The following is a 22276-nucleotide window of genomic DNA, read 5'->3' on the forward strand; positions in this document are numbered from 1 at the left end:
GAAGGCGCGGGCGTGCTTGTAGGGAGGATTCGTGACGATGCAGTCGACGCCGAACGGGGCGCCGTGCAGCTTCAGGAAGTCCATTTCGGCGACCTGACCAGGGCAGCCGTATGATACGAGATCGGTCGGCACCACTTCGTGGCCAGCCTGGACCAGCTCGCGGACGATGGCGCCGGGCCCGCAGGCTGGCTCCCAGATCCGCTGCGGCAGCCACTCGGTTGCGAGCAGTGCCCGGACCGCGACGGCCGGGGTCTCGTACAGGTCGTTTCCGCGCTCAGCGTGCGGATGAGCCTTGTTCTCGCGGTAGCTCATGCCGCCTCCAGCGCGCCCGTGCGCGGCCAGATCGGGGAGACGGATTCGAGGATGACGCCTGGCGGTACAACACGAACAGTCGCCGCCAGCTCGGCGTGCTCGCGGTGCCAGTCGAGCACTACGCGCCGCGCCTTCCGGTCGTTGTCGATGACGCCGTGCTTCTGGAGAAGGTCGCTCGTGGCCTTCGACAGGTTATCGAGATCGGCCTTCGTTTCGGCCTCTGGAACGGCAAGCAGCAGGATGTAGGCGCCCGGCACGCGACCGGGGCGCTGCGCCTGGAGCCGCCATCCCGCGGCGACAATCCATGCCTTGTAGGCGTTCGACCGCACCGGCCGACCAGCACCATGACCGTGCAGGGCGTTGGTCGACGGCGGGACCGGGAGCAGGACGGTAAGCTCGTCGACTACGCGGCGGGGCGCGGGGGCGAATAGCGGTCCGTGCGTTGGAGGACGGCGCCGGTTCATGCCGCCACCTCGTCCGGCGCAACTGGGTCCCTGTCGAACAGGATGCGGTGCCCAGCCGGCAGGTAGGCGCGGAACTTCGCGACAGCCTCGTCGAGGTTTGGATGACCGTTGAAGCCGCCGTCCCACACGCCCCGCTGATGGAAGCGCAGCAGCATTCCACGCGGCCCGTTCGGGCGAATGTCGAGGCGGATTCGCGCCTCATGGCAGAGGAACACAAGGCAGGTCAGGCCGGGGCTGTCGAAGGTCGAGAAGATCGCCCAGCCCTTCACGGGCACAGCGATCCCGTGACCGTCGCCGCGCCACTGAACCGCGTCCCAGCAAATCGGCGCGTTGTGGATGCCGCCGAGCGACATGCCGAGGATGTCGAACACCTTCGCCTGAAACCCCGTCAGCTTCAGGGGTGCGGCCGCCCACCCGCGAGTGTTGTCGCGGCGAGGCTTGCGGGCCGGTCGGGCGTGCGGGATCTGGCGCTCTACCCAGCCCGCGTGATCGTGGCGCGCGTAGCTCATGGCTCAGCCCCGCGCCGCGATCGCGTCTTCGAGGTCGACCTGCGCGCCAGCCGCGCGCATCTTCCTCGCTGCCTCCCGCATGACCGGCCCAGCATCGCGGCCGATGGTGACGGTCACACCCTCCATGCCGGCGAAAGCGTCGGACAGCTTTTGTCCGATCTGCTGGCGAAGGCCGCGCTCGCTGGCCCGCGCACGAGAGGTTTCCCGGTCGATTGCGGCCTTGCCCAGCGGCGTGTCCGCCAGCATGCCGAGGGCCTGCATGTAGAGTTCGAGGATTGCCTCCTCCTCCATACGCTCGTCATAGTCGCGCTTACGGAGGCCGATGATTTTGCGGATGATCTTTGTATCGAACCCATTGGCCTTGGCCTCCGCATAGACATCCTTGATGTCGCCCGCGATGCCGGCCTTTTCCTCTTCGAGCCGTTCAATGCGCTCGATGATGGTTTTCAGTTGATCGGCCGCAACGGATGACGGATCGACTTGCGGCAGGGCCGTAGATTTGGCATTCATTTGGCTCACCATGACTTCGGTATTCGACCGCCCGGCACCCGCTCCCCAGCAGGCCGGGCGGTTCGCGTTTCAGGGGGTGGCGGCAGCCGCAGCGGGGATCGTGGTCCCGGTGCCGCACATCCGGATTCGATCTTCGGCCGCGGAGAGCAGACGGAGGGCTTCCTGGAGGTTCGCCCGTTCGCTCCGGGCTGCCGGCGCCTCGCACCCGTGCAGCTCACCGCAGCGGCACAGGACCTCGTCCCGGAGGCCAGAGACCTTTTCCGCGATGGCGGCGAAGGGCGAGGCGCCGGACATGGTCAGGCGGCCTGAACGGCGGTGTCTTGGCCGCGGGCCTCAGCTTCGCGCTGCGCCAGCAGCTCCCGCAGAAGGTAACCCTCGAGCGGCCAGAGCTTCCGGAACGCGTTCTCGTAGGCGTACCGCTCGCCGACCTGCTGGTCGTAGTTCTCCGGTGCAGCCGGTGCGCTTTCCCCGGTGACGAAGAACCCGGTGTGCAGGGTGATGAGGCAGATGGTCAGGTGCCGAACGCGGAAATACTCGACGTCCGCGATCTTGGCCTTGATCGACGCCTCGGTGACGCGCGGGGCTGTCTTCGTCTCCACCACCGCCTGCGTTTCAGCGAGGCTTAGCGCCGGCTCGCCCCTGCTGTCGGGCTCGCGCGAGGCTGGGGCATAAGTCGCGGCGAAGACGTCCGGCTTGCAGGGATAGAGCTCACCGTCGACTTGCCGGATGATCCAATCGCCGGGCTCAGCGCGCGTCACACCGTGGTTCGTACGGACGTCCCACACCGCATAATCGGTGTCCTGGGTCACCGGCACGAGGACATCCTGTGCCATGGCGACCCGTACCCACTCGGGAGCCTCAGAGAATGGCGAGCCGTCGAAGCTATCGCCGTTCCAGTCGGCCGCAGTGACGCGCACAGCTTCAATCGTCACCGGCTTTTTCGTGAATTGGCCCATGGTCGGCTCCTCTCAGGAAGCCGGACGGCGCTGACCGCCGCCCGGAAGGGGCGGGATCAGCCGTTGGCCGCTTCGATCATCTCGAAGGCGCGAGCGATACGGTTCAGAGGGCTTTCGAAGCCGGTGATCCGCGGATGCAGGCCGTCGATAGCCGCGTCGATCGCCTCCACAGTAGACAGCGGGCCGCGCTCGCTTGGTCCGTTCGAGGCGACCTTGTTCGGCCCCTCGGTCGGGTAAGAACCACAGAGGCGCGTCGCCATTTGCTCGGCGACTTCCGCCATAGCGGCGAGGCGTGCGCCGGTCTCGTCCAGACGACCGCCGACGCGGTGTGCGTTCTCGATTGCACGCTGAAGAGTAGGGCGAGCCGCCTCGCCAATGCGGGCGACAGAAACGGCGTTCGCCTCTCCCATCTTCGACGTAAGGCTTTGGCCTGCTGCGCTTGTAGCTGCGTACACGGTTCTCTCCTCAGGTTCGGCGGCTCACGGCCGCGTGTCGGCCGCCCGGAACAGCGGCAGATCGGTCAGATCACGCGCGGGCTTCGCACCGAGGCGAACCGGTGCAGCAGGCGTCGGGACAGATGCCGGAAGGGACGCCGCTCGCGGACGGAGCGCAGCTGCCCCTTGAGACCGATCCTGGCTCCCAGGGCGCGCAGCACCCGACCGATCGCCGCCAAGAGCCGCATCGAGTTCCCTCCGGAGTTCTTCGTTGCCGGCCTCGAGGGCGTCGGCGGCATGCTCCACCCGTGCGCAGAGGCGCTCGTAGGCGGTGCGAATGTTGAAGGCGTCGTGCAGTCCGACCGTCACGTCCTCGGCGCGGCCGAGAACCTTCCTGATCCAGGTCGGCGAGCGGCCGATCTTGGAGCCCAGCGACTCGTAGGCGAGCATCCTCGATCCGAGGTTGCGCTCCTGAGCGGCGATCACGCTGGCGAGATCGGGCCGGATACTTTCCAGCGCTTGGTCGGCCGTGACCATCATCGGTCGGGCCCCGAATTTTGACCGCATTCGGTCAGTCCCCCGTGCGACACAATCGGTGTCACGGAGGCACAAGACAGATGCAGGAGGTGGAGGGGGAACGCAGGTACACGATCACGACCGCCGTAAGCTTGCCGGCGCGGGCAGTCGTGGAGACGAGAAGGGGCCGGAGCCCGAAGGCTCCGGCAGTCGCGGAGGATTCCATCCAATGTGGATGCGCCCTCGCGGGCCACGGACGCATCGTGGGGACGATGCGAATGAGAGAAACCGGAGGCCATCATTGATGCGCCTCCGGAAAGTTCAGCACACCGAATTCACCATGAAGATCCAGGCTAGCGCGATCATATGCGCGAGCAGCATCTTCGGCCGAAGGGAAGCATCCAAGATACCGCTTCACCCGACCTGCGCCGATTTGAGCTATCCAGTACTTGCCATTCTTGAGATGGACACCGCGATAGCCAGATCGATTGAGGGAAGATACGCCCCGATTGGCCGCATTTTGGGATGCAGTCGCGATCCGCAGATTTGCTCGACGATTATCCAGCGTGTCGCGATTGATATGATCAACCTCGAAACCAATCGGCGCGCCAATTACCGAGCGGTGCAGCAATACACTGATCCGGTATTTGCCAGAACCAAACTTAGCGCCGATGTAGTAAATGCCCGTGCCGCTGAGCCAGGGATACCATGGGGCGACGTAAAAAGCGGCCGGCAGATCAGCGTCGAGGATTATCTCGATGCCACCTTTAATCGGCAGGCGAACGCTATCGCTTCGGTTCGAAAGGGGAGCGCGGCGGACGCTTGGGGGCTTAAGCGCACCCGCCGCGCACGGGAGGCCGAAGCCGCCCGATGGGGAAAAGGGGAGGGCGACGCTCATGGCAGTCGCTCGACGAACCAGAGCGCGCCCGCCGCCAGGATCTCGACGCCGCCCAGCACGAGCGGCAGCGCAGCGCCATGCTTCACCGCGAGGGCGATGCAGACGACAGCGGAAGCGGCGAGGGCGAGCGGGGCCATCTCAAGCGCCCCGCAACATCAGGCAGGCGAAGCCCGCCGCGAGGAAGCAAGCGCAGGCCGCAGCGGGCGGACGACCATCCGCGCCGCCGAAGCGGGTCGCATGCTCCCGCTGGGCAATGCCTGCGGCGAGGGCGGCGAAGTAGAGGGCGGCCGCGCTGCTCATCGCCCGGCCCCGAACGCGTGCCAGGTCGGGGCCCGGCTGGCGACGATCCGGCCGCCGCGGACCTGCGCGTCGTGAGCGCCCTCGGACACTGCGCACAGCACGCCGGAGATGCGCCGCCCGTCGCGCGTGGCGACGAAGTGCCTGGCAAAGGGCTGCGACCAGTCGCAGGGGCGACCGAACACGGGTTCGGCGGAAGTCTCGACGTGCTCGAAGCCCTCGTCACGCAGGGCCTCGCGAGCGGCCTGGGGCTCGATCGCGCAGGCGCCGAGCGCCAGGAGCGGGAGGAGGGCGAGGCAAGCACGGACGGGACGTCGAGACGCGCGCTCGACAGTCCCGCCCGGGCCGCTACCATCGGAAGTGCGAAGACCGATGGAGCTTGGAATGACAGAGATCACGCCCGAACGGGTCGAATTACTGACCCTGCGAGCCCGCATTGCGGTAACGGAACGTGTTGCTTGGCTGGGCGCAGAAATCGCGGCCATGATGCGACCCGAACAGACCCTCACCTTCATCGAGGAACAGCGCGAGTTGCTGGCTCGAATATACTCGAGCGCCGGAGAAGGAACGGAAACGCTGACGGATGCAGAGCGACGTCTGGTGGCGGACGAAGTCGAGAAGCGCTTCCGCGAATTAATCGAAACGGTGAAGAGCGCGGGCCGCATCGGCTAAGCCCCCATCCAGTTGCCGCCGCGCGAGCAAGCCTCGGAGGCCTCCCCGTTCGCGTTCGGACTTGGCTTGTTAGCTCGCGCCGCAATCATTCCACCGAGGGCGGCATGAAGGCGCTCGGCCTCGTCGCCGCTCAGCGTCCGGGGCCAGCCGAACGTCGTGACGAGGATGCCGGCCGAAGTGTTCTGCAGCTCGACCGCCGGGCGATCGTCATGCCGGATCGTGAAGCGGGGCGCGCTCATGCGGCCTCCGCGGGATTGCGAGAGTCCGCTGATGCGCCGAAAACGTGAAGGTGGAGGGCCGGGCTGGCACCCAGCCCTCCGCGCCGACGCCCACGTGGACAGGTCAAGAACCCATGAGCACCGACGATACGCAAGAATTTCGCGCGCGCCTGAATGTTATGGAGCGCGCTTGGGTAGAGCTTGCCTCGCACTTTTACTTTTATGGGCTGATCAACGACACAAGGCTTGCCGAAATGCGTCAAAGCCTGTCGGACCAAAGCCAAAACAGAATGGAGGCAGTATTTATCTACTCTCTGTTCCACCAATTCGACAATTCGCCGCGTATGAAAGAGCATTTGCGGGGGGTGGCCGAAGTGGAGGCATTCGAGGCCAAGCACGGGAAAATCGTGCCTTAGGGGATGCGATGGCGACATCACGCGACGCTCCGAGCTTCGGAAGCGTCCGTGGGGCGAGCGCGCCGAGCGACGGCTTCTTGGTGAAGGCGATGCAGCAACTCGTAGGTGAGGCCGTGCTTCTTTCCGTCCTCGGACTCCACCAGCGCGCCGAAGTAGGTGGGCGGAATGCTATCGCGCGCCTTCAAGGTTCGGACATGGCTGTCCTTCAGCCCAAGGGCGGCGGCAGTCGGCCCAATACCGAGCCGGTCGATGACTTCGGCGAATGAGTTCATGGAGCAATCGCTACATCAGGTAGCGATTACGGTCAATACAGCACGTAGCGCTTCACTCGCTACGCTGCGTAGCATGACGGACGAGAAGATCAGGAAGGCGCAGGGCCAACGGCTTAAGGCCGCCCGAAAGGCGGCCGGCTACCGTTCTGCGCGTGAGGCCGCTTTGCAAAACGAATGGCCGGAAAGCACTTTCCGAGCACACGAGGGGGGCACCCGGACGATCGGTCAGGACGATGCAGAGCGCTACGCAGCCCGTTTTCGCTTCGATGGTGTGGAAGTCACGGCTCGCGGCATCCTGTTCGGCGACGCCGATGCCTCTGAGCAGGTGATTTCAGGCGCTGGCACGGTTGGCGTTAAGGGGCTGATTGCGGCCGGGGGTGTCATCGAGACGGCATCAGAGCAGATCGCCGAGGGGGACAGCCTTTACGAGATCGCGGTGCCGTTCCCGGTAGAGGAAGGTGTGATCGGCTTCCGGGTCAGCGGCAATTCGGGCTATCCGAAATACGATGAGGACGACGTCGTGCTCTGCTCAAAGCACGGTGAAAACCCAGAACGCTTAGTGGGCGCATATGCAGCGGTCATAACTAAGACGGGTGACCGATACCTGAAACGGATTCTCCAGGGGTCGAAGAAGGGGGCATATCACCTCGAAAGCTTCAACGCTCCCCTCATCATGGATGCTCGGCTACGCTGGGCCTCTGGTATCATCACAACCGTTCATGCGCGTCACTGGCGCCAACTCACCGAACTGAAATCGGATTAGAACGGTATATCGTCATTTATATCAGGCGGTACATGGCCAAACACAGCAATTGCAATTGGCGCCTCCGTATCGCCGATATCCTCATCGCCACGCAGAAGAAAAGCTGCCGCTCCAACCCCGCTTTTACCTTCGCAATGTCTCTGCGCTCGTGCTCGGGCCTCATCTGCGTTTTTGCATGCGATAGCGCGGCCCGCTGATATACTTCCTCGCCGGTCTCGGACGAACGTCTGAACTGCGTAACGCGACGTCGATGCCATTCGGCCCTCCGTGATTCGACAACGTAAGGATGAGTGGCCGGTTCAGAACATTACAAGAACAAAATTCGAGGCTGTGGATGAGTGTGGATAGCGCTGTCCGTGCATCAGACGCAGCGTTTCGAGAAATCGCTACACCATGTGTTGACTGAAATCGCTACGTCACGTAGCGTTTCTCCATCGCCTCCCCAGCGATGGAGCCACCCTTGCCCCACGACACTGTCACGGAACGCCTGCCGGCCGACGCACCCGTAGAGGACCGCGTTCGCGCGTTGCTCGCTGATCACCTTGGGCACGACGCAGCGCGCGTCATCGACGATGCCCGGCTCGTCCAGGACCTCGGCGCCGATAGCCTCGACTTTGTCGAGATCGCCATCACCGTCGAAGAGCAGTTCTCGATTGAGGTGCCCGACGATCAAGTCGAGAGCGCCCGCACCGTGGGCGATATCGTGAAGCTGGTGCGTTCGCTGGTCGACGCCGCACCCACGAAGGCCGCCTAAGATGGCCGCCTTCCAGACCACCCTTATCGCCCTGAGCCTCGTCCCCGTGTTGTGGGGCGTCGCTCACCACCTGTTCGGGCGGGCGTGATGAACGCGCCCCTCCGCTCCGACGCGGTCGCGATCGCGCTTCAGCCGGCGACCACCGTCTTTCGGGTCCGCCAGCGCACCCCACTCACCTTCGACGTGGTGCTGGAAATGACCGGCCCGCACGTCGTTGAGACTGGCGAGCTCGCGATCGTCGTGGCCTCCGGCCTCTACGGAGCGGATGCCGCCAACGCTGCGGCCGAGGGTCTGGCCGACGCCTTCCGGGCCGAGCATCCGGGCCGCATCGCGTCGGTTCGGATCGCGCCGGGGACCGTCCCGCGCTCCGCCGCGCCCGGCTCCGCCTTCGGCCGCTTCGTCGCGGCCACCACCATCCGTCGCCGCCCCGAACTCGTCAGCCCCGACGATCCCGCGCGGGTCGAGCAGGCCGAGCGGCATCTCGCTTTCCTCCGGAGCCTGCCGTGAGCGCCGCCATCATCCCCTGCGCCTCCGCTGGCGAGATCAGCGACGCGCTCCGGCGCATCGAGACCCGGATCACCGAAGCCGCCTACGACGCCGAGGCCATCCTCGAGGGGATCGCGTCCGGACTCGGCGGCCCCGACCACCTCGCCCGCACCGCCAACCTGCACGCCGAGCTGCTCGGCCTCGCGGCCATGGTCGGCGCCATCGCGAACGCCTCCGCCACCCCCAGCCAGCGAGCCGCCTGATGATTTGGGCTCTCATCACCCGCCTGCCCGACCTGCTGGCCGTCATCGGCTTCGGCACCTGCATCTGGGCGGTCGTGCGCTTCACCACCTTCATCAACCGCCGTTCGCGCGGTCGCTGATCCCGATGACGGGCCGGGAATAGCCTCGTCTCACATCACAGGAAAGCATTCGATGTTTGGAGCACTGAAAAAAGCATTCGGCGCCGGGGCCAAGGAAATCAAGGCCGACTATTCGCAGAACAAGGACTATCTCGAAGCTGTCTGCGCAGCCTCCGCCCTCGTCGCCTACGCCGACGGCGAGCTTGAGGACTCGGAGCGCTCCAAGGCCATTCGCACGATCACCCAGCACCCGAAGCTCGGTGAGATGTACCGCGCTGACGTCATCGAGAGCACGGTCGATGCGATGTTCAAGCGGGCAAAGGACGCGTCCGGCCGTCAGCTGCTCGCCCGCGAACTCGACGACATCAAGGGCCGCGAAGGCTCGATGGCTGAGGACGTCTACCTCGTCGCGCTCGACGTCGCGATGGCCGACGGCACCCTAGAGCCGGAGGAAGAGGTCGTCCTCAAGAAGCTGGCGACCCGCCTCGGCGTGGATCTCTCGAAATTCGAGTTCTGACCCGCCCGCCGGGTCGCCCGCCGGCCCGGCACCTCCTCCTCCGTCATGAAAGAGCGCCCCATGAGCGCGCCCGAAGCCCAACCCGTGTCTACCGCCCAATCGGCGCGGATCGTCGACCTCTGCGACCGCGCGCTCGCCCAAATCCGCTGGGCCTCCTACTCCGACCTCGTCGCCCGCATCGAGTACCTCGAGCGACTGGCCGCGCTCCGGTACGGGCAGGTCTACGCCCTCACCTTCGATCACGAGGCAGTGGCGCAAGGCATCCACCGCAACACCGAGGCGAGCCTCGAGGAGGCGATCGAGCTTGCCGCCAGCGCCGCGCGCCGTGGCGCCAGCTTCCTCATGGAGGCGATCGCCCACCCGGACCTGAGCGACCCGCCCGCGAACGTCGTGCTGTTCGCGGCCCACCGCATCCAGGTCGCGGCAGGTCGGCCATGAGCGCCGACCAGATCCCCGCCGGCCTCGCCGGCATCGTCTTCATTCTTCTCATCGCCTCGCTGTGCGCCTCCGCGACCGCCCGTCGCGACAGTCTCCGCCAGCAGGCAACCGACGACGGGGAGGGCCGCGACCGTGGCTGAGCATCTCCGTATGCGGCGGCACAGCGCCGACCACGACGACCACTGCCTGATCACGGCTTACGGAATGAACTGGCGGATCACCGGTGTCAGCCGCACCGGCGTCCTGTCGCTTGGCCAGCTTGAGCGACCGGAAAACCGCATCCGCCTCGACACCTCCGCCGTCGATTTCGGCTCGTACTGCGCCGAGGCTGCGGCGTGGCTGGCCCCGGATCTGGCGATCAGCAACGCCGAGGCGTTGTCATGATCTCGCTGGAGAAGCTCTTCGACCTCACCGGCGGCACCTGCTGCTACTGCGGTTGCCAGACCTATCTGCCGCGCAGCGAGCCCCGCGCGGTCGTTGCCGCCCGCTTCGGCCTCGCCCTCGGGCAGCCCGGCGTGAAGAAGGCCCTGCGCCGCCGAACGGCCACGCGCGAGCACATCGTGCGGAAGGCGGACGGTGGAGGCGACAACCGTCGCAACCTCACTATCGCCTGCCACCTCTGCAACATCACCCGCGGAGCGGCCTCGCCCGACCAGCACCGCGCCGCCATCGCCCGCGCCGTCGCCGCGGGCATCCATCCCAACCACACGCCAAAGATCGACCTGACGAAGGGGGCGCTGCGGCGTGCCCGGCGCGCGGTCGGCCTCTGCCCCGAAATCGCGGAGTCATCTCATGTCGGTTGAGCGCGTCACCCTCACCGGGCTCGCGCCCGCCGGCCTCTTGGCCGACCTGCACGACGTCGGCGCCTACGGGCCATTCCACGTCGACCCGCACCGGACCGCCTGCGTGCTGGACCGCGAGGGCCACGGCGTCGTCGTCATCGCCGCTGCCGAGGCTGGCCCCGTCATCCGCCGCAAGCTGGCGGAACTGCTCGCCGCGAGCCTCACCCAGCTCGAAGCCGAGGCGCGCCGCGTCACGAACGGCTTCGATCCCGACCACCTTGAAGCCGTGTCCGAGCAAAGCCGCGCCCTTGGCGAGCGGCTGGCCCGGCGCCGCTCTGCTGCGGAGTGACCGACATGAAGATCATCGAGTTGACCGCCGAGAACGTGAAGCGGCTGAAGGCGGTCGCGATCCGGCCGGATGGCAACCTGGTCGAGATCAGCGGCCGGAACGGGCAGGGCAAAAGTTCCGTCCTCGACGCGATCTGGTGGGCCCTGTCGGGCACGTCGCACATCCAATCCGTCCCGATCCGGAAGGGCGCGACCGAGGCCCGCATTCGCCTGGACCTTGGCGAGTTGAAGGTGATCCGCACCTTCAAGAAGCGCGAGGATGAGACCTTCACCACGTCGATTGTGGTGGAGAGCCAGGAAGGGGCCCGATTCCCCTCGCCCCAGCGGATGCTCGACAGCCTGCTCGGCGAACTGTCGTTCGACCCGCTGGCCTTCAGCCGCATGGAGGGGCGCCAGCAGCTCGAAGCCCTGAAGCGCTTCGTGCCCGACGTCGATTTCGCCGGCATCGAGAAGGCGAACAAGGCCGATTTCGACCGGCGCACCGACGTAAACCGGCAGGCGAAGACGCTCCGGGCTCAAGCCGGCGTCATCGTTGTGCCGGCCGACGCGCCTGCGGAACGGATCGACGAGTCCGCGCTGGTCGAGGAGATGGAGCGGGCCGGCGAGCACAACGCCGACCTGGAGCGGCGCAAGATGCGTCGCGAGCAGGCAGCACAGGACATCGCCACGAAGCGCCGGGATGCGGAGCGGGAGCGATCGATCGCAGCCGATCTGCGCGCGCAGGCCGAAGCTGCCGAAGCCCGCGCACGGGTCGAGGACGGCGTCGCCGACGACCTGAAAAGGAGGCTAGACGGCGCCGAGAAGCTGCCGGAGACGGTCGATACCGCGGCCTTACGGGTCCGGATCGACGAGGCTCGTAGCCTGAACCACGCCGTCGCATTGCGTGAGCAGCGCACCGCCATCGAGGCCAAGGTGCGCGAGGCCGAAGAGGCATCATCCGCGCTCACCCAGGCGATCGAGGGGCGCAACACGGCCAAGCGCGAAGCCATCGCGAAGGCGGAGCTTCCGGTCGCTGGTATCGCCTTCGGTGAAGACGAGATCCTGCTGAACGGCGTGCCGTTCGAGCAGGCTTCCTCAGCCGAGCAACTCCGCACGTCCGTCGCCATCGCGATCGCGGCCAACCCGAAGCTGCGGGTGATCCGCGTGCAGGACGGCTCGCTCCTCGACGAGGAGGCCATGGCGATCCTGGCGGAGATGGCGGACGCCGCCGACTGCCAGGTCTGGATCGAGGTGGTGCAGTCCGGGCGCTCCACCGCTGTCGTCATCGAGGACGGGCAGGTGCGCGGCTCGATGGCCGTCGCCTCCGAAGCTGCGGAGTGATCCCCATGGAGATGATCGACAAGGCCGGGATGCGGCCGACCGTGCGCATCCATCACAATCTGCACCAGGGCTCGGAGCAGTGGCTGGCCGCCCGGTGCGGCATGCTCACCGCGAGCGAAATGAGCCTGATCGTCACCCCGACGCTCAAGGTCGCCAAGAACGAGAAGGAGAAGGCTCACCTCTACGAGCTGCTCGCCCAGCGCATCGGCGGCTACGTCGAGCCCCATTACGTCAGCAACGACATGCTGCGCGGGCACGAGGACGAGATCGAGGCGCTCGCCCTCTACGCGAAGCACTTCGCACCGACCGAAGCCGTCGGCTTCATCACGAACGACAAATGGGGCTTCACGCTCGGCTACTCGCCCGACGCCCTGGTCGGCCCCGACGGCTTGGTCGAGACCAAGTCCCGCCGGCAGAAGTACCAGATCGAGACCTTCGTGGTTCACGTGCTCGCGGAGACGATCCCCGCCGATTACGTGATCCAGATCCAGACCGGGCTCCTCGTGAGCGAACGGTCGTGGTGCGACCTGATTTCGTATTCCGGCGGCCTGCCGCTGGCCTGCATCCGCGCCTATCCCGACCCGAAGGTTCAGGCCGCGATCGTCGAGGCCGCCGAGGGCTTCGAGGAGCGGCTGGCCGAGGCGCACGGGCGATACCTCGAAGCCGTCGAGAAGGCCGGTAACATCCCGACCCAGCGTCGCGCCGAGGGGGAGATCCTCGCGTGACCGACCTCTCGCAGACCATCGCTCCCAAGAGCGACCAGCTCAACGCCGACGACCTGATCGGCGGCCCCCGCACCATCAAGGTCACCCGCGTCTCGTCGATGCGGGAGCCCGACCAGCCCATCGCCATCTACTTCGAGGGCGACGGTGGGAAACCCTACAAGCCCGGCAAGTCGATGCGGCGCGTGCTCGTGCGCGTCTGGGGCAACGACGGCACCGCCTACGCCGGCCGCCGCATGACGCTCTATCGCGACGATTCCGTACAGTTCGGCGGCGTGGCGGTCGGCGGCATCCGCATCAGCCATATGTCGAACATCGACGAGAACGTGACGCTCCCGCTCACGGTGACCCGGGCGAGCCGCAAGCCATTCACGGTCAAGCCGCTGGCCGCCGAACGCTCCCCGTCGCCGCCCGTGGATCGCAAGGCCGCGCTCATGAGCGCCGCCCGCGGCAAGGCTGTGCTCGGCACCGCAGAACTCGATGGCTGGCTCGCACGCCTGAACACCGCGCAGCGCGAGGCCGTCCGCGAAATCGAGACCGAGCTTCGCGACATCGCCACCGATGCGGACGACCGTCCGGCGGATCTCGACGGGGAGGCCGCCTGACATGGCCAACCCCGCCATCTACTGCGCCGATTGCGGCACCGAATGCGAGCAGGTCACCGGTCGCGAGGCCGGCGCCCGCGACCCCGACCTGATCGACGCCCAGGTCTGGGCCTGCTCCCTCTGCCCGGAGGCGTGGGCCCCGTGCGCAGCCGACGGCGCCGCTATCGGCCTCCCGGCTGGCCCCGACACCCGCAACGCCCGCGCCGTCCTGCGCGAGCGGCAGGTCGAGCGGCTGATCGGGGAGGCCCTGCGCCAGACCCCCAACGGTCGCGCCATCGCCGAGGAGCGCGTCGCGTCCTTCCTCGCGCACGAGCTGCGCCTGCCGATCGCCGAGGCCGCGGTCGATCGCCTCGACATCGAATGGTGCCGCCGCGCGTGGCTCGCCCTCAAGGGCGCCGCCTACGCCGACGTCGTGCGGCACGCCCAGACCTATCGCCCCAGGAAGGCTGCCTGACATGGCCCGCCCCACCCTCGTCGATGATCTTCTCGTCGGCCGCGCGCTCCACCAAGCGCGCCGCCGTCGCGGCCTCCGCCAGAGCGAGGTTGCTGTCGCGGTCGGCATCTCGGTCCGCACGCTCCAGGATTACGAGTGCGGCCGCAGCAGCGTGCCGGTCTCGCGCCACAAGGTTCTCGCCGAGGCGCTGGGTCTCGATCCGGCCCTCCTGAGTGCGCCGGAGACGCCGGCTCTCCCGTCCGAGCCCCTCGCGCCCGACGAGGCCGCTTGGCTCGCCCTCTACCACCGCCTGCCGACGTGGTTCCGCGCGCTCTTCCGGCGCCGGCATCCCGCGTCCCAGCCCGCCGCCCCCGCCCAGGAGCCCGTTCGATGCTGAACCTCGCTGACATCGCCGGGCTCGTCACCCCGGACCTCATCCGGCGCAACGTCGAGATGGCTGCCTGCCTCGGATTGAGCCACCGGAAGAGCCGCCGAATCCTCCGACAGAAATACGTGACGCCTGCGGGCGGCGAGCACGTCATCAAGCCCGGCGACTTCCCCGCGATCGAGCGTTCGGTCGCGACCATGGACGAGGCGTCCGCGATGCTCTCGGCCAACGCGGAGGTGTTCGAGGCCATCCTCGCCTTCCTCGCCGACCAGAACGAGCGCCGGCCCGCGCCGGTCCTGCGCCTGGTCCCCCGCTCCGAGCCGCCGGCCGCCTCGCCCCGGCCGGAGCCATCGCGGGCCGGCATCATGGCCCGGTGCTGGGCGCGCCTCGCCGGCACGCCGACGGCAGAGGTGGCGTGATGGTCGCCTATTCCTTCAAGAAGCGGTTCGGCCCGCCCATCCTCGCCGGCACCAAGGCGCAGACGATCCGCACCGACCGGAAGCGCCACGCGCGGCAAGGTGAGGAGTTGCAGCTCTACACCGGGATGCGGACGCGCCATTGCACGCTGCTCGGCCGCCCGACCTGCCTTTCCGTGATGCCCGTGCGCCTGTGCTTCTCGGAGCGCAGCGCGACCGAACTGTTCGAGGTGGGCGGCGAGCATCTGGGCCCGACGGCGATGGATGCGTTCGCCCGCGCCGACGGCTTCGCCGACGTCGAGGACATGGCCCGGTTTTGGTGGGCCGAGCACCCGCCGGAGGAGGGCGACCGCATCGCCTTCAAGGGCGTGCTGATCCGCTGGCAGCCGCTTGTAGCTGCCCCCGCCCTCCCCATCGCAGCCGAGTGACCGCCATGGCCGAGAAATCGAGCGTACTTGAGAAGCTGTCGCCTTGCTCAAAGGAAGAGATCGCGGCGTGGGAAGCCTACGGGCAGCGCGCGGGCCTCGATATGCACGAGCACCCGCTTCACTACCTGTTTCCTGACGCCAAGACGAACGCTGCGCGGCAGGGATGGAAGGCGGGCATCGCATGGGCCCTGGCCCTCCTCGCCGACGACCCGCCGTCCGAGCGGGCGGCCGAGGAAAGGCGCGTATCGCTCGCGGATTGCCCGATCGGCTTGTTCCTGGCGGTGGGCGGTGCGCTGTGCCTCAAGACGGAATACGCCGACAACGAAGGGCGCGTTGACGCCTACATCGTGGAGAGCGGCGAGTTTTTTTGGGGCGGTGCTCACACCATTGACGAACAGCGCCGGGTGATGGTGACCCCGGTCCCGTTGGACCAGATCGCCGACGCGATCCGCCTGCCGCTCGCGAAGCCCGCACCCACCGCACCCGAGCCCGTAGCGGGCGGGGATGGCTGGCAGCCGATCAGCACGGCGCCGAAGGATGGGACCCCCATCATCGTGTTCGGCGGGCGCTTCGACAGGCCTGATGTCACGCAGGCTGATGGGGACTGGTGGAACTCGGCCACGGCTCGTGGCCTCGGCAGCATCCCAACTCACTGGCGGCCCCTTCCGGAGGCTCCGTACACGCGCGCCGAACCCGAGGGGAGCCGGTGACGATGGCCGAACACAGCACCATCACGCGCGATACCGTCATGGCCGGCGGCCTGCGCGACGCCGGGCATCTGAACTACGGCAAGCGCGGCGGCGGTACGATCTGGCAGCACACCACGATCCCGCGCTTGTCCGCGATCGATCGCCCGACGCTCAGCGACGAGGAGACGAAGCGCCTTGGCGTCTCGCGGCTCCGGGAATGGAGTGTCGACGGCGGGAAGGCCGGCAGCCTCGATGAGGCGATCGTGGCTCTAAACGTGCCGCCAGTGCTCACCGGGGAAGAGGCGGAGATCCTGGAGCGCATCCCGGCCGAGTGGATCGAGCTTCACGACTTCCGGACGCGCGTTGGCGCCGAACTCGGGCGGCAGATCGGGCTCACCATCATGACCCTTCGCCAGAAGGGCGCCGTCGAGAACGAGATGCGCCCAGGCCCAGACCGCCGGCAACCCTGGATTCGCCGCGCGCCCGATGCCGCCTTCACGCAGGCGGAGGCCGCCCGTGGGTGACCTGTTCAGCGTCGATCACGCACTCACGCCGAGCGAGCGCCGACGGTTGCGAGGCGGCACGCAGGCGAAGGGTTATGCCGCGATGCCCGGCACCGGCCCAAAGGGCGAAACCTGCGGCTCGTGCGAGCATCTCGTCCGGAAGCGACTCGCCAAGGTGTACCGCAAGTGCGGTCTCATGGAGCGTCATTGGACCGGCGGGAAGGGCACCGACGTGCTGACGACTGCGCCCGCCTGCCGGAACTGGAAAGCGGTCGAGGGGCAGCCGGCGAAGCCAGCCCCGAAGAGGGCCACCCGCGCTCCGAAGCCTCTCCCACCGCCGACCGACGAGGAGCGCCGCATCGCCGGAGAGGCGGCCCGCGCCCTCCGCGCGGCGATCGCCGACCCCAACACCAGGGGCGCCGAGTCGACAGCGCACATCGACCTTGCCCGCCCACGGCGCGGCGAGTGGTTGACGATGTGGGCCAACCTCCCCGGCTTCGTGCGTGTGAACGGATACGGCGGGCACTACTCGCACGCCTGCCTGCCGGGGTGGACCTACAGGCGGGCCGAGATCCTGGCCGAGATGATCCCGGACCTTGAAGCGCTGGCCGAGCGCGGAGTGCGGCCGACCGAAGCAACGAACCAGGGAGCAGTCAGCCGATGACAGCTTTCACCGATCAACTCACAGCGCAGATGAGGAAGACCATGTTCGTCGTGTTCGACCTGGACGGCACGCTCGCCCTGACCGAGCACCGGGCGCACTTCCTGAAGCGACCCGGCAAGGACAAGGACTGGCGCGGGTTCTATGCGGCCTGCGACAAGGACGAGCCCTGCCACCCCATCATCCGGACCCTGCTGGCGCTCCACCATACGGGCGCCGAAGTCGAGATCTGGTCCGGCCGGTCCGATGAGGTGAAGGACAAAACCACGGCGTGGCTCGCGGAGCACGGGCTGGGGCACATTCCGATCCGGACCCGCCGCACTGGCGACCACCGCCCGGACACGGTGCTCAAGGCCGAGTGGATGGACGAGGGGCGCAAGCCCGCCCTCGTGTTCGAGGATCGCGCTTCCATGGTGGCGATGTGGCGGTCGCGCGGCATCGTCTGCTGCCAGGTCGCACCGGGGGACTTTTGATGAGCGCCCTAAGCCTGTCTGCCGCCGATGGAGAGGACGAAGTCTTCACCGCCGCCGAGGTAGCGACCCGGTGGAAGTGCTCCGCGTCGTTCGTGCGCCGCTTGATCGACAATGGCGAGTTGCCGGCGTTCCGGGTCGGCGGCAAGTTGCTACGGATCACGGCACGCGCCGTCCGGGAGTACGAGGCATGCCGGAATACAAGCTCCAAAAATTCCGCGGCGGGTACGCCATCTGCCTCTACGAAGGGGGCAAGCGCGTCAGCCGCCGAGGCCTTGAAAGCAGCGACGCAGCGGGAGCGGCGGCGGAGTTCAGCCGAATCGTTGCGGACGCATCCCGGCCGATAGACCCCGACATCCGCACGATCTGGGACGCCTACTGCGCTGATCGGGAAGGGCGGCGAATTGTGCGGAACATGGGCTGGTCGGCCAAGGCCGTCCTTGGCTTCTTCGGCGATCACAAGCCAGAGGAGATCACGACGAAGCTCTGTCGCGCCTATGCCGCTCAGCGCCGGGCGGCGCCCAGGGGCTCCGCCGCGCAGCAGGCCCGATGGCGCGCCGCAGGGCGACCGTCCGCGCAGTGGACCGGCGTGCAGGACGGTACGATCCGCACGGAGTTGAACCAGCTCCGCGCCGCGCTGCTATGGGCGGAGAAGGCGAAGATCATCGTCAAAGCTCCGGCGATCGAGATGCCGAGCGCGCCGGCACCGCGCGAGCGCCATCTGACCCGCGACGAGTTCGAGCGCTTGCTCGACGCTGCCGAGACCCCGCACCTGCGGCTCTACCTGCTCCTCGCCATCTCGACGGCCGGACGGAACGCGGCGCTGCTCGAACTGACCTGGGACCGGATCGATTTCGAGCGCGGACTCGTCTTCTTGGGCGAGCGCAACATGCTCCGGCCCCAGAAGGGCAGGGCGACCGTCCCCATGACCAACGGACTGCGCGCGGCCCTGGCCAACGCCCATGCGCACCGCAGGACTGATCGCGTCATCGAATGGGCTGGCGAGCCCGTGGCGAGCGTCCGCACCGCACTCACGAAGGCGACAAAGCGAGCGGCGCTCAGTGGCGTAACGCCGCACGTTTTCCGGCACAGTGCCGCTGTTTGGATGGCCGAGGCCGGGCACCGCATGGGCGAGATCGCCGCCTTCCTCGGGCATTCCGACGACCAGATCACCCAGCGGGTCTACGCTCGGTTCTCGCCCAGCCACCTCCGGAACGCCGCAAGCGCCCTCGAGGTCGGCGGCCCGCGGCGGGCCCGGTGAGGTTATGATGTGCTCTCAGGTTCCGGTGAACCCCTGCGCAGGGTTTCAGGGGTCGGAGAGCGCTTCAAGCGCGGAACAGGTTGCGCACAGCGCGGAAACAAACGATGAAGACCGGGCGAAGCGCCTTTTTGGTAATGAGGAGGTCGAGAGTTCAATCCTCTCTCGCAGCACCATTTATCCCAACGACCTTCCCGTCGCCCCGAAGAATATCATGAGCGTGCGTCTTCCCCGCAGCTCGACATGAGCTCATCGATCAGCTCGTTCCATTTCAGATTTTTCTCATCAACTCAGTAGCCGTGTCCATCATGGCCGACGAGGAGCGGAATCGCCCTTTGCCGTCGGCTTTTCACTGAGAAGCGGATCGCCCCTCCCGGCCTGACGACGACACAATCGCCCTCGAGCCAGGCGACGAGGAGAGGTCGGCTGGCCAAATCGATGTCGAGCCGGACAGCGAGGGCGGAACACGGGCCCCTAGGCGCTGCGCGCAGGACGCCTCTGTCGCCGAGCGCGAGACCGGCTGAAGCAGCCAGCGCCGTCGCACAGCCAATCGAATTCACCGATGGCGATGGAGGAACCAACAAGTCGAGCAATTTCTGATGCGTCCATGAAAACCTTCGGGTAGGCTCGGCAGGTATTAGACCTCGACCCTACGCAACGCGTTGCTTCATCTTCCATACAATGCTAATTCAGCCACCGCAAATAATGTACTATCTAAAACCTAATTTGTCATCATAATACTTGTAATATGCTTTTGTAGAATAAGTACTGCGGGATGATTGATTGATAGGAATTCGACTCGTCGATGAAGCCGTGAATCGGAGCATAGAGACCACCAATGGAACCAAAAGCCGAACTGCACAAAGCCTATATTAATCTGATGCAGGCACCGGATCGTCAGGCAAGAGCTCAAGCAGCCAATGAACTCAATACGATTGCTTTAAATTTCGCCGCAACGTTTGAGGATGCCGATCAGCCGGATGCGGGCAAGGCGCTCGAACGGGATCACATCGCCCTGAGCAGAAGCGGGAGGAATATCGGATTATTGAGCGACGAGTTGCTGGCCTCGTTCAACCGCTTGCTGCCTTGGGCAGCTATGACGGTCGACAACAAAGGTCGTTCAGTCGGCAATGCTTGGAGCTCCACCAAACGTACATATTACAACGCGCTGATTGATCCGCGCTTGCGCGACTTCGACAGAATTTGGCCTCTGGAAGGCAAGCACGTCCTAGAAGTTGGCTGCTTTGAAGGCATTCATACTCTCGCAGCGCTGCTCTTAGGGGCCGCTCGGGTCACTGGTGTAGACGGCAGAATTGAAAATATTCTCAAAACCATGGCTCGACTATGGGCCTACGACCAGACCACAGAGTTGCTTCTTTGGGACCTGGAGAAAGAAGTGCCAAACACGATCCCGGAACACTGGGATATGCTTCACCACATCGGGGTCCTCTATCATCTGACCAATCCGGTCGAGCATCTGGACGTGGTTCTTCCGAGGACAAGAGGAGCGCTGATGCTCGATACCCACGTGGCGCTGGACGACGCAAAAGCAAAGTTCACTTATACTGTCGGCAACCAAACTTACGCTTATCAAAAACACATCGAGGCCGGCATCGAGATCAATCCGTTCGCAGGCTTGAGCGATCACGCCAAATGGCTGCGAACTGAAGATCTCATTGCAATCTGTCAGAGGCATGGGTTCAAGACAGTGAATTTGATCGCGGATCGCGCTGAACGAAACGGTCGTCGCGTGCTGATACACGCCTTCCGCTGATACAGAATTGACAACGGAATTAGGTTCGAGCGCGCAGTCGAACGTTCAAGCCGGCACTTACGAGCTGATCGAGAAACCCCGCCTCGGCCGAGCCTGGCGGGGTTGGTACAGAGCTTCAGGTCGACCGCCCCCCATGGGAAGGCGAACGTGAAGCGCGACAGGAGGCGACGGGTGGGAGTCGATGCGCCCGGTGCAGCCTCCATCGACAAGGACGGGATAGGATATGGTTGGGCGGTCGCCGGCCGCGCGCAGTTTCAGAGGCGCTTCCGGCACGAGCGATCATATCGTCAGCCAAAATTCGGTGCCGAATATCCTCCCCTGGCTGTACGAGTGGCGCACGGCTCCAGTCGCGTGAGCGCTTTCGGCGCGGAACGGGTTGCGCGTGGCGTGCAAACGACCCTAGAGGATCGGCCAGAAACCGTTTCGGTGATGAGGTCGAGCGCTCGATACGCTCTAGCGGCACTATCCCACCCACTTCCACCTATCCAGTACCTCAAGCCCGGACGGAATGGCCGAAGGTGCATACGCCTAAGGGGCGGACGACGAAGCCCGGACCAACATGCGAACCGGACTGCATCCCCCCCTCCACGCGCTGCTCGGCCGGTTCGAGAGCATCGGCGACAATTGCGAATTCGGCCTCGTCCAACGGTATTGCGGCGTCGAGAATCTCGGCCTGCTCCGATTCTCCGCCTCCAGGATCGACGATCTGATCCACGCGCTCGACTCGGATTTCGAACTTTACGGCCAGGGCAACGATCTGTTCGTCTATCCGCACGCCTCGAATTACTTGTTCTGTCGCAGCCATCGGTACGTGTTCGAGTACAATACCGGTCATCTGGCCGGGTCGGACGATCCCGCCGCCGTGCTGAAGCGGGAAAGCCGCAAGGTCGCCTATCTGAAGCGGCGCTTCCTGGAAGACCTCCGGCTTGGCGAGAAGATCCTCCTGCGCAAAGCCGGGGCGGACGAGGGCTCCGACGCGGTTGCCGCCTTGCTGCGGGCGGTGCGCCGCCATGGGTCCTGCGAGCTGCTGTCGGTGAGGGCGGGGGAGGGCGGACCGCGCCTGCGCCGTCACGAGGGCGGCTGGCTCGAGGGGCGGGTCGAACGGTTCGCGCCCTACGATCAGGTCGCCTCGGTCGATCTCCCGCCCTGGCTCGACCTGTGCCGCCGAACCGCCGCCCTCGTCGACGGCTTTCCGATGGCTGACCGGCCTGCGAGCCACCGGCCGCCCGTCAATCTGCTGTCCGCCTTCAGCGGCCGCCCAAGACGGCACCGGCCGGATCCGGACGCGGAGCAGACCGTGTTCGGGCCCCTGGTCGATCTGCAGCCGCTCGACCGTAAGGCGGTCCACGCCCTGACCTGCTGGGTCTGGGTTCCGCGCGCCTATCGCGGGGAGGGCATCTCTGCCGCGATCGGCGACCGGCGTCTTCGCTCGCGCGAGGCCGATCTCGGCCTTCGGGACCAATGGCAGAAGCTCCACGTCACCGCGACCTTGCCGGATGACCATCGCCGGCTGCGGGTCGGCCTCGTCGCCCGCGGTCCCGGCGCCGGAGCGTTCTGGTCCGCCGGCTGGCGTTTCGAGGAAAACCCCGAACCCGATGCTGCCCCACGCGCACCGCTGGCAGCTCGGCTGATGATCCGCGGTTAGAGCGACATGAGGTGCCGCGGCTCCCGGCAGCCTGATAAGGA

Annotated in this window: 39 protein-coding genes and 1 pseudogene; 27 read left to right on the forward strand and 13 right to left on the reverse strand. The window is 66.3% G+C overall.

Features of this window, described 5'->3' with window-relative positions:
- The 11 genes and pseudogenes from MFF26_RS21650 to MFF26_RS21700 all read right to left on the reverse strand — a co-directional run.
- Nucleotides 1–312: class I SAM-dependent methyltransferase (locus tag MFF26_RS21650; RefSeq protein ID WP_505744343.1), on the reverse strand; the 312-nt coding region annotated here is incomplete at its 3' end.
- Nucleotides 309–641, reverse strand: a complete 333-nt coding sequence (locus tag MFF26_RS21655) for a RusA family crossover junction endodeoxyribonuclease (protein ID WP_238308523.1) — start codon at nt 639–641, stop codon at nt 309–311. The genes MFF26_RS21655 and MFF26_RS21650, both read right to left, overlap by 4 nt.
- Nucleotides 642–772: 131 nt before the next feature.
- Complete coding sequence (locus tag MFF26_RS21660; protein ID WP_238308524.1) at nt 773–1285, reverse strand: hypothetical protein; 513 nt, start codon at nt 1283–1285, stop codon at nt 773–775.
- Between the two features lie 243 nt (nt 1286–1528).
- A pseudogene (locus MFF26_RS21665) lies at nt 1529–1795 on the reverse strand (DUF2312 domain-containing protein); the annotation flags it as partial.
- A gap of 296 nt (nt 1796–2091) precedes the next feature.
- Complete coding sequence (locus tag MFF26_RS21670; protein ID WP_238308525.1) at nt 2092–2751, reverse strand: Gp49 family protein; 660 nt, start codon at nt 2749–2751, stop codon at nt 2092–2094.
- Nucleotides 2752–2807: 56 nt separating this feature from the next.
- Nucleotides 2808–3206 (reverse strand): hypothetical protein, encoded by a 399-nt coding sequence (locus tag MFF26_RS21675; protein ID WP_238308526.1) that lies wholly within the window; start codon nt 3204–3206, stop codon nt 2808–2810.
- A gap of 24 nt (nt 3207–3230) precedes the next feature.
- Nucleotides 3231–3725: a hypothetical protein gene (locus MFF26_RS21680; protein ID WP_238308527.1), complete on the reverse strand. Its 495-nt coding sequence runs from the start codon at nt 3723–3725 to the stop codon at nt 3231–3233.
- A gap of 274 nt (nt 3726–3999) precedes the next feature.
- Nucleotides 4000–4599 (reverse strand): HNH endonuclease, encoded by a 600-nt coding sequence (locus MFF26_RS21685; RefSeq protein ID WP_238308528.1) that lies wholly within the window; start codon nt 4597–4599, stop codon nt 4000–4002.
- A complete protein-coding gene (locus MFF26_RS21690) occupies nt 4596–4736 on the reverse strand; it encodes a hypothetical protein (RefSeq protein ID WP_238308529.1) in 141 nt (46 codons plus the stop codon). Before MFF26_RS21690 ends, MFF26_RS21685 begins: the two co-directional genes overlap by 4 nt.
- A gap of 1 nt (nt 4737) precedes the next feature.
- The gene (locus MFF26_RS21695) at nt 4738–4899 is read right to left on the reverse strand and encodes a hypothetical protein (protein ID WP_238308530.1); all 162 of its coding nucleotides are present in this window, start codon (nt 4897–4899) and stop codon (nt 4738–4740) included.
- On the reverse strand, nt 4896–5294 hold the full coding sequence (locus MFF26_RS21700) for a hypothetical protein (RefSeq protein ID WP_238308531.1): 399 nt from the start codon (nt 5292–5294) through the stop codon (nt 4896–4898). Before MFF26_RS21700 ends, MFF26_RS21695 begins: the two co-directional genes overlap by 4 nt.
- Here MFF26_RS21700 and MFF26_RS21705 point away from each other — a divergent pair.
- Entirely contained in the window at nt 5281–5568 is a 288-nt protein-coding gene (locus tag MFF26_RS21705) for a hypothetical protein (RefSeq protein WP_238308532.1), read from the forward strand. The genes MFF26_RS21700 and MFF26_RS21705 overlap by 14 nt on opposite strands.
- Here MFF26_RS21705 and MFF26_RS21710 read toward each other — a convergent pair.
- The gene (locus MFF26_RS21710) at nt 5565–5807 is read right to left on the reverse strand and encodes a hypothetical protein (RefSeq protein ID WP_238308533.1); all 243 of its coding nucleotides are present in this window, start codon (nt 5805–5807) and stop codon (nt 5565–5567) included. The two genes, MFF26_RS21705 and MFF26_RS21710, sit on opposite strands and share 4 nt — an antisense overlap.
- Nucleotides 5808–5920: 113 nt before the next feature.
- Between MFF26_RS21710 and MFF26_RS21715 the strand changes: the two genes are divergently transcribed.
- Complete coding sequence (locus MFF26_RS21715; RefSeq protein WP_238308534.1) at nt 5921–6202, forward strand: hypothetical protein; 282 nt, start codon at nt 5921–5923, stop codon at nt 6200–6202.
- 17 nt (nt 6203–6219) lie between these two features.
- On the opposite strand, the gene MFF26_RS21720 is transcribed toward MFF26_RS21715, so the two are convergent.
- Nucleotides 6220–6474, reverse strand: a complete 255-nt coding sequence (locus tag MFF26_RS21720) for a hypothetical protein (protein ID WP_238308535.1) — start codon at nt 6472–6474, stop codon at nt 6220–6222.
- Between the two features lie 73 nt (nt 6475–6547).
- Between MFF26_RS21720 and MFF26_RS21725 the strand changes: the two genes are divergently transcribed.
- The 25 genes from MFF26_RS21725 (at nt 6548) to MFF26_RS21840 (ending at nt 22235) form a co-directional block, all read left to right on the forward strand.
- Complete coding sequence (locus MFF26_RS21725; protein ID WP_238308536.1) at nt 6548–7237, forward strand: S24 family peptidase; 690 nt, start codon at nt 6548–6550, stop codon at nt 7235–7237.
- 460 nt (nt 7238–7697) lie between these two features.
- Complete coding sequence (gene acpP / locus MFF26_RS21730; RefSeq protein WP_238308537.1) at nt 7698–7991, forward strand: acyl carrier protein; 294 nt, start codon at nt 7698–7700, stop codon at nt 7989–7991.
- A gap of 87 nt (nt 7992–8078) precedes the next feature.
- Nucleotides 8079–8498 carry a hypothetical protein gene (locus MFF26_RS21735; protein ID WP_238308538.1) on the forward strand — a complete coding sequence of 140 codons (420 nt, stop codon included), beginning with the start codon at nt 8079–8081 and terminating at the stop codon, nt 8496–8498.
- Nucleotides 8495–8740: a hypothetical protein gene (locus MFF26_RS21740; RefSeq protein WP_238308539.1), complete on the forward strand. Its 246-nt coding sequence runs from the start codon at nt 8495–8497 to the stop codon at nt 8738–8740. Before MFF26_RS21735 ends, MFF26_RS21740 begins: the two co-directional genes overlap by 4 nt.
- 171 nt (nt 8741–8911) lie before the next feature.
- Complete coding sequence (locus tag MFF26_RS21745; RefSeq protein ID WP_238308540.1) at nt 8912–9355, forward strand: tellurite resistance TerB family protein; 444 nt, start codon at nt 8912–8914, stop codon at nt 9353–9355.
- Nucleotides 9356–9415: 60 nt separating this feature from the next.
- Nucleotides 9416–9793 (forward strand): hypothetical protein, encoded by a 378-nt coding sequence (locus tag MFF26_RS21750; protein WP_238308541.1) that lies wholly within the window; start codon nt 9416–9418, stop codon nt 9791–9793.
- Nucleotides 9790–9933: a hypothetical protein gene (locus MFF26_RS21755; RefSeq protein WP_238308542.1), complete on the forward strand. Its 144-nt coding sequence runs from the start codon at nt 9790–9792 to the stop codon at nt 9931–9933. The genes MFF26_RS21750 and MFF26_RS21755 overlap by 4 nt, the downstream gene beginning before the upstream one ends.
- Nucleotides 9926–10177, forward strand: a complete 252-nt coding sequence (locus MFF26_RS21760; protein ID WP_238308543.1) for a hypothetical protein — start codon at nt 9926–9928, stop codon at nt 10175–10177. The genes MFF26_RS21755 and MFF26_RS21760 overlap by 8 nt, the downstream gene beginning before the upstream one ends.
- Complete coding sequence (locus tag MFF26_RS21765; RefSeq protein ID WP_238308544.1) at nt 10174–10596, forward strand: HNH endonuclease; 423 nt, start codon at nt 10174–10176, stop codon at nt 10594–10596. The genes MFF26_RS21760 and MFF26_RS21765 overlap by 4 nt, the downstream gene beginning before the upstream one ends.
- Nucleotides 10586–10924: a hypothetical protein gene (locus tag MFF26_RS21770; protein ID WP_238308545.1), complete on the forward strand. Its 339-nt coding sequence runs from the start codon at nt 10586–10588 to the stop codon at nt 10922–10924. The genes MFF26_RS21765 and MFF26_RS21770 overlap by 11 nt, the downstream gene beginning before the upstream one ends.
- A 5-nt stretch (nt 10925–10929) precedes the next feature.
- Nucleotides 10930–12243: an AAA family ATPase gene (locus MFF26_RS21775; protein ID WP_238308546.1), complete on the forward strand. Its 1314-nt coding sequence runs from the start codon at nt 10930–10932 to the stop codon at nt 12241–12243.
- Between the two features lie 5 nt (nt 12244–12248).
- The gene (locus MFF26_RS21780; RefSeq protein ID WP_238308547.1) at nt 12249–12968 is read left to right on the forward strand and encodes a YqaJ viral recombinase family protein; all 720 of its coding nucleotides are present in this window, start codon (nt 12249–12251) and stop codon (nt 12966–12968) included.
- Nucleotides 12965–13570 (forward strand): hypothetical protein, encoded by a 606-nt coding sequence (locus MFF26_RS21785; protein WP_238308548.1) that lies wholly within the window; start codon nt 12965–12967, stop codon nt 13568–13570. The genes MFF26_RS21780 and MFF26_RS21785 overlap by 4 nt, the downstream gene beginning before the upstream one ends.
- A gap of 1 nt (nt 13571) precedes the next feature.
- A complete protein-coding gene (locus MFF26_RS21790) occupies nt 13572–14024 on the forward strand; it encodes a hypothetical protein (protein ID WP_238308549.1) in 453 nt (150 codons plus the stop codon).
- A 1-nt stretch (nt 14025) separates the two neighbouring features.
- On the forward strand, nt 14026–14400 hold the full coding sequence (locus MFF26_RS21795; RefSeq protein WP_238308550.1) for a helix-turn-helix domain-containing protein: 375 nt from the start codon (nt 14026–14028) through the stop codon (nt 14398–14400).
- On the forward strand, nt 14394–14810 hold the full coding sequence (locus MFF26_RS21800; RefSeq protein WP_238308551.1) for a hypothetical protein: 417 nt from the start codon (nt 14394–14396) through the stop codon (nt 14808–14810). The genes MFF26_RS21795 and MFF26_RS21800 overlap by 7 nt, the downstream gene beginning before the upstream one ends.
- Nucleotides 14810–15235 (forward strand): ASCH domain-containing protein, encoded by a 426-nt coding sequence (locus tag MFF26_RS21805; RefSeq protein WP_238308552.1) that lies wholly within the window; start codon nt 14810–14812, stop codon nt 15233–15235. Before MFF26_RS21800 ends, MFF26_RS21805 begins: the two co-directional genes overlap by 1 nt.
- Before the next feature lie 5 nt (nt 15236–15240).
- Entirely contained in the window at nt 15241–15945 is a 705-nt protein-coding gene (locus tag MFF26_RS21810; protein ID WP_238308553.1) for a DUF551 domain-containing protein, read from the forward strand.
- A 2-nt stretch (nt 15946–15947) separates the two neighbouring features.
- Nucleotides 15948–16448, forward strand: coding sequence for a hypothetical protein (locus MFF26_RS21815; RefSeq protein WP_238308554.1), 501 nt, complete (start codon nt 15948–15950; stop codon nt 16446–16448).
- Nucleotides 16441–17091, forward strand: a complete 651-nt coding sequence (locus tag MFF26_RS21820; RefSeq protein WP_238308555.1) for a hypothetical protein — start codon at nt 16441–16443, stop codon at nt 17089–17091. Before MFF26_RS21815 ends, MFF26_RS21820 begins: the two co-directional genes overlap by 8 nt.
- Nucleotides 17088–17561: a phosphatase domain-containing protein gene (locus MFF26_RS21825; RefSeq protein WP_238308556.1), complete on the forward strand. Its 474-nt coding sequence runs from the start codon at nt 17088–17090 to the stop codon at nt 17559–17561. Before MFF26_RS21820 ends, MFF26_RS21825 begins: the two co-directional genes overlap by 4 nt.
- On the forward strand, nt 17561–17905 hold the full coding sequence (locus tag MFF26_RS26645; RefSeq protein ID WP_373324517.1) for a helix-turn-helix domain-containing protein: 345 nt from the start codon (nt 17561–17563) through the stop codon (nt 17903–17905). The genes MFF26_RS21825 and MFF26_RS26645 overlap by 1 nt, the downstream gene beginning before the upstream one ends.
- Nucleotides 17906–18246: 341 nt before the next feature.
- Nucleotides 18247–18819 (forward strand): site-specific integrase, encoded by a 573-nt coding sequence (locus tag MFF26_RS26650; protein WP_373324519.1) that lies wholly within the window; start codon nt 18247–18249, stop codon nt 18817–18819.
- An 835-nt stretch (nt 18820–19654) separates the two neighbouring features.
- Nucleotides 19655–20590 carry a DUF1698 domain-containing protein gene (locus MFF26_RS21835; protein WP_137828081.1) on the forward strand — a complete coding sequence of 312 codons (936 nt, stop codon included), beginning with the start codon at nt 19655–19657 and terminating at the stop codon, nt 20588–20590.
- Between the two features lie 559 nt (nt 20591–21149).
- The gene (locus MFF26_RS21840; protein ID WP_137828080.1) at nt 21150–22235 is read left to right on the forward strand and encodes a hypothetical protein; all 1086 of its coding nucleotides are present in this window, start codon (nt 21150–21152) and stop codon (nt 22233–22235) included.
- Nucleotides 22236–22276 lie beyond the last annotated feature (41 nt).

Origin of the sequence: Methylorubrum suomiense (assembly GCF_022179765.1) — a bacterium.
GTDB classification, from domain to species: Bacteria; Pseudomonadota; Alphaproteobacteria; order Rhizobiales; family Beijerinckiaceae; genus Methylobacterium; species Methylobacterium suomiense.

Coding starts and splice junctions, on each gene's coding strand:
- MFF26_RS26650 (WP_373324519.1), top strand. CDS start 18,247: ATGCCGAGCGCGCCGGCACCGCGCGAGCGCCATCTGACCCGCGACGAG.
- MFF26_RS21790 (WP_238308549.1), top strand. CDS start 13,572: ATGGCCAACCCCGCCATCTACTGCGCCGATTGCGGCACCGAATGCGAG.
- MFF26_RS21770 (WP_238308545.1), top strand. CDS start 10,586: ATGTCGGTTGAGCGCGTCACCCTCACCGGGCTCGCGCCCGCCGGCCTC.
- MFF26_RS21780 (WP_238308547.1), top strand. CDS start 12,249: ATGGAGATGATCGACAAGGCCGGGATGCGGCCGACCGTGCGCATCCAT.
- MFF26_RS21805 (WP_238308552.1), top strand. CDS start 14,810: ATGGTCGCCTATTCCTTCAAGAAGCGGTTCGGCCCGCCCATCCTCGCC.
- MFF26_RS21685 (WP_238308528.1), bottom strand. CDS start 4,599: ATGAGCGTCGCCCTCCCCTTTTCCCCATCGGGCGGCTTCGGCCTCCCG.
- MFF26_RS21710 (WP_238308533.1), bottom strand. CDS start 5,807: ATGAGCGCGCCCCGCTTCACGATCCGGCATGACGATCGCCCGGCGGTC.
- MFF26_RS21795 (WP_238308550.1), top strand. CDS start 14,026: ATGGCCCGCCCCACCCTCGTCGATGATCTTCTCGTCGGCCGCGCGCTC.
- MFF26_RS26645 (WP_373324517.1), top strand. CDS start 17,561: ATGAGCGCCCTAAGCCTGTCTGCCGCCGATGGAGAGGACGAAGTCTTC.
- MFF26_RS21735 (WP_238308538.1), top strand. CDS start 8,079: ATGAACGCGCCCCTCCGCTCCGACGCGGTCGCGATCGCGCTTCAGCCG.
- MFF26_RS21755 (WP_238308542.1), top strand. CDS start 9,790: ATGAGCGCCGACCAGATCCCCGCCGGCCTCGCCGGCATCGTCTTCATT.
- MFF26_RS21815 (WP_238308554.1), top strand. CDS start 15,948: ATGGCCGAACACAGCACCATCACGCGCGATACCGTCATGGCCGGCGGC.
- MFF26_RS21690 (WP_238308529.1), bottom strand. CDS start 4,736: ATGGCCCCGCTCGCCCTCGCCGCTTCCGCTGTCGTCTGCATCGCCCTC.
- MFF26_RS21775 (WP_238308546.1), top strand. CDS start 10,930: ATGAAGATCATCGAGTTGACCGCCGAGAACGTGAAGCGGCTGAAGGCG.
- MFF26_RS21725 (WP_238308536.1), top strand. CDS start 6,548: ATGACGGACGAGAAGATCAGGAAGGCGCAGGGCCAACGGCTTAAGGCC.
- MFF26_RS21705 (WP_238308532.1), top strand. CDS start 5,281: ATGACAGAGATCACGCCCGAACGGGTCGAATTACTGACCCTGCGAGCC.
- MFF26_RS21715 (WP_238308534.1), top strand. CDS start 5,921: ATGAGCACCGACGATACGCAAGAATTTCGCGCGCGCCTGAATGTTATG.
- MFF26_RS21670 (WP_238308525.1), bottom strand. CDS start 2,751: ATGGGCCAATTCACGAAAAAGCCGGTGACGATTGAAGCTGTGCGCGTC.
- MFF26_RS21810 (WP_238308553.1), top strand. CDS start 15,241: ATGGCCGAGAAATCGAGCGTACTTGAGAAGCTGTCGCCTTGCTCAAAG.
- MFF26_RS21680 (WP_238308527.1), bottom strand. CDS start 3,725: ATGATGGTCACGGCCGACCAAGCGCTGGAAAGTATCCGGCCCGATCTC.
- MFF26_RS21660 (WP_238308524.1), bottom strand. CDS start 1,285: ATGAGCTACGCGCGCCACGATCACGCGGGCTGGGTAGAGCGCCAGATC.
- MFF26_RS21720 (WP_238308535.1), bottom strand. CDS start 6,474: ATGAACTCATTCGCCGAAGTCATCGACCGGCTCGGTATTGGGCCGACT.
- MFF26_RS21835 (WP_137828081.1), top strand. CDS start 19,655: ATGGAACCAAAAGCCGAACTGCACAAAGCCTATATTAATCTGATGCAG.
- MFF26_RS21840 (WP_137828080.1), top strand. CDS start 21,150: ATGCGAACCGGACTGCATCCCCCCCTCCACGCGCTGCTCGGCCGGTTC.
- MFF26_RS21825 (WP_238308556.1), top strand. CDS start 17,088: ATGACAGCTTTCACCGATCAACTCACAGCGCAGATGAGGAAGACCATG.
- MFF26_RS21800 (WP_238308551.1), top strand. CDS start 14,394: ATGCTGAACCTCGCTGACATCGCCGGGCTCGTCACCCCGGACCTCATC.
- MFF26_RS21745 (WP_238308540.1), top strand. CDS start 8,912: ATGTTTGGAGCACTGAAAAAAGCATTCGGCGCCGGGGCCAAGGAAATC.
- MFF26_RS21765 (WP_238308544.1), top strand. CDS start 10,174: ATGATCTCGCTGGAGAAGCTCTTCGACCTCACCGGCGGCACCTGCTGC.
- MFF26_RS21750 (WP_238308541.1), top strand. CDS start 9,416: ATGAGCGCGCCCGAAGCCCAACCCGTGTCTACCGCCCAATCGGCGCGG.
- MFF26_RS21695 (WP_238308530.1), bottom strand. CDS start 4,899: ATGAGCAGCGCGGCCGCCCTCTACTTCGCCGCCCTCGCCGCAGGCATT.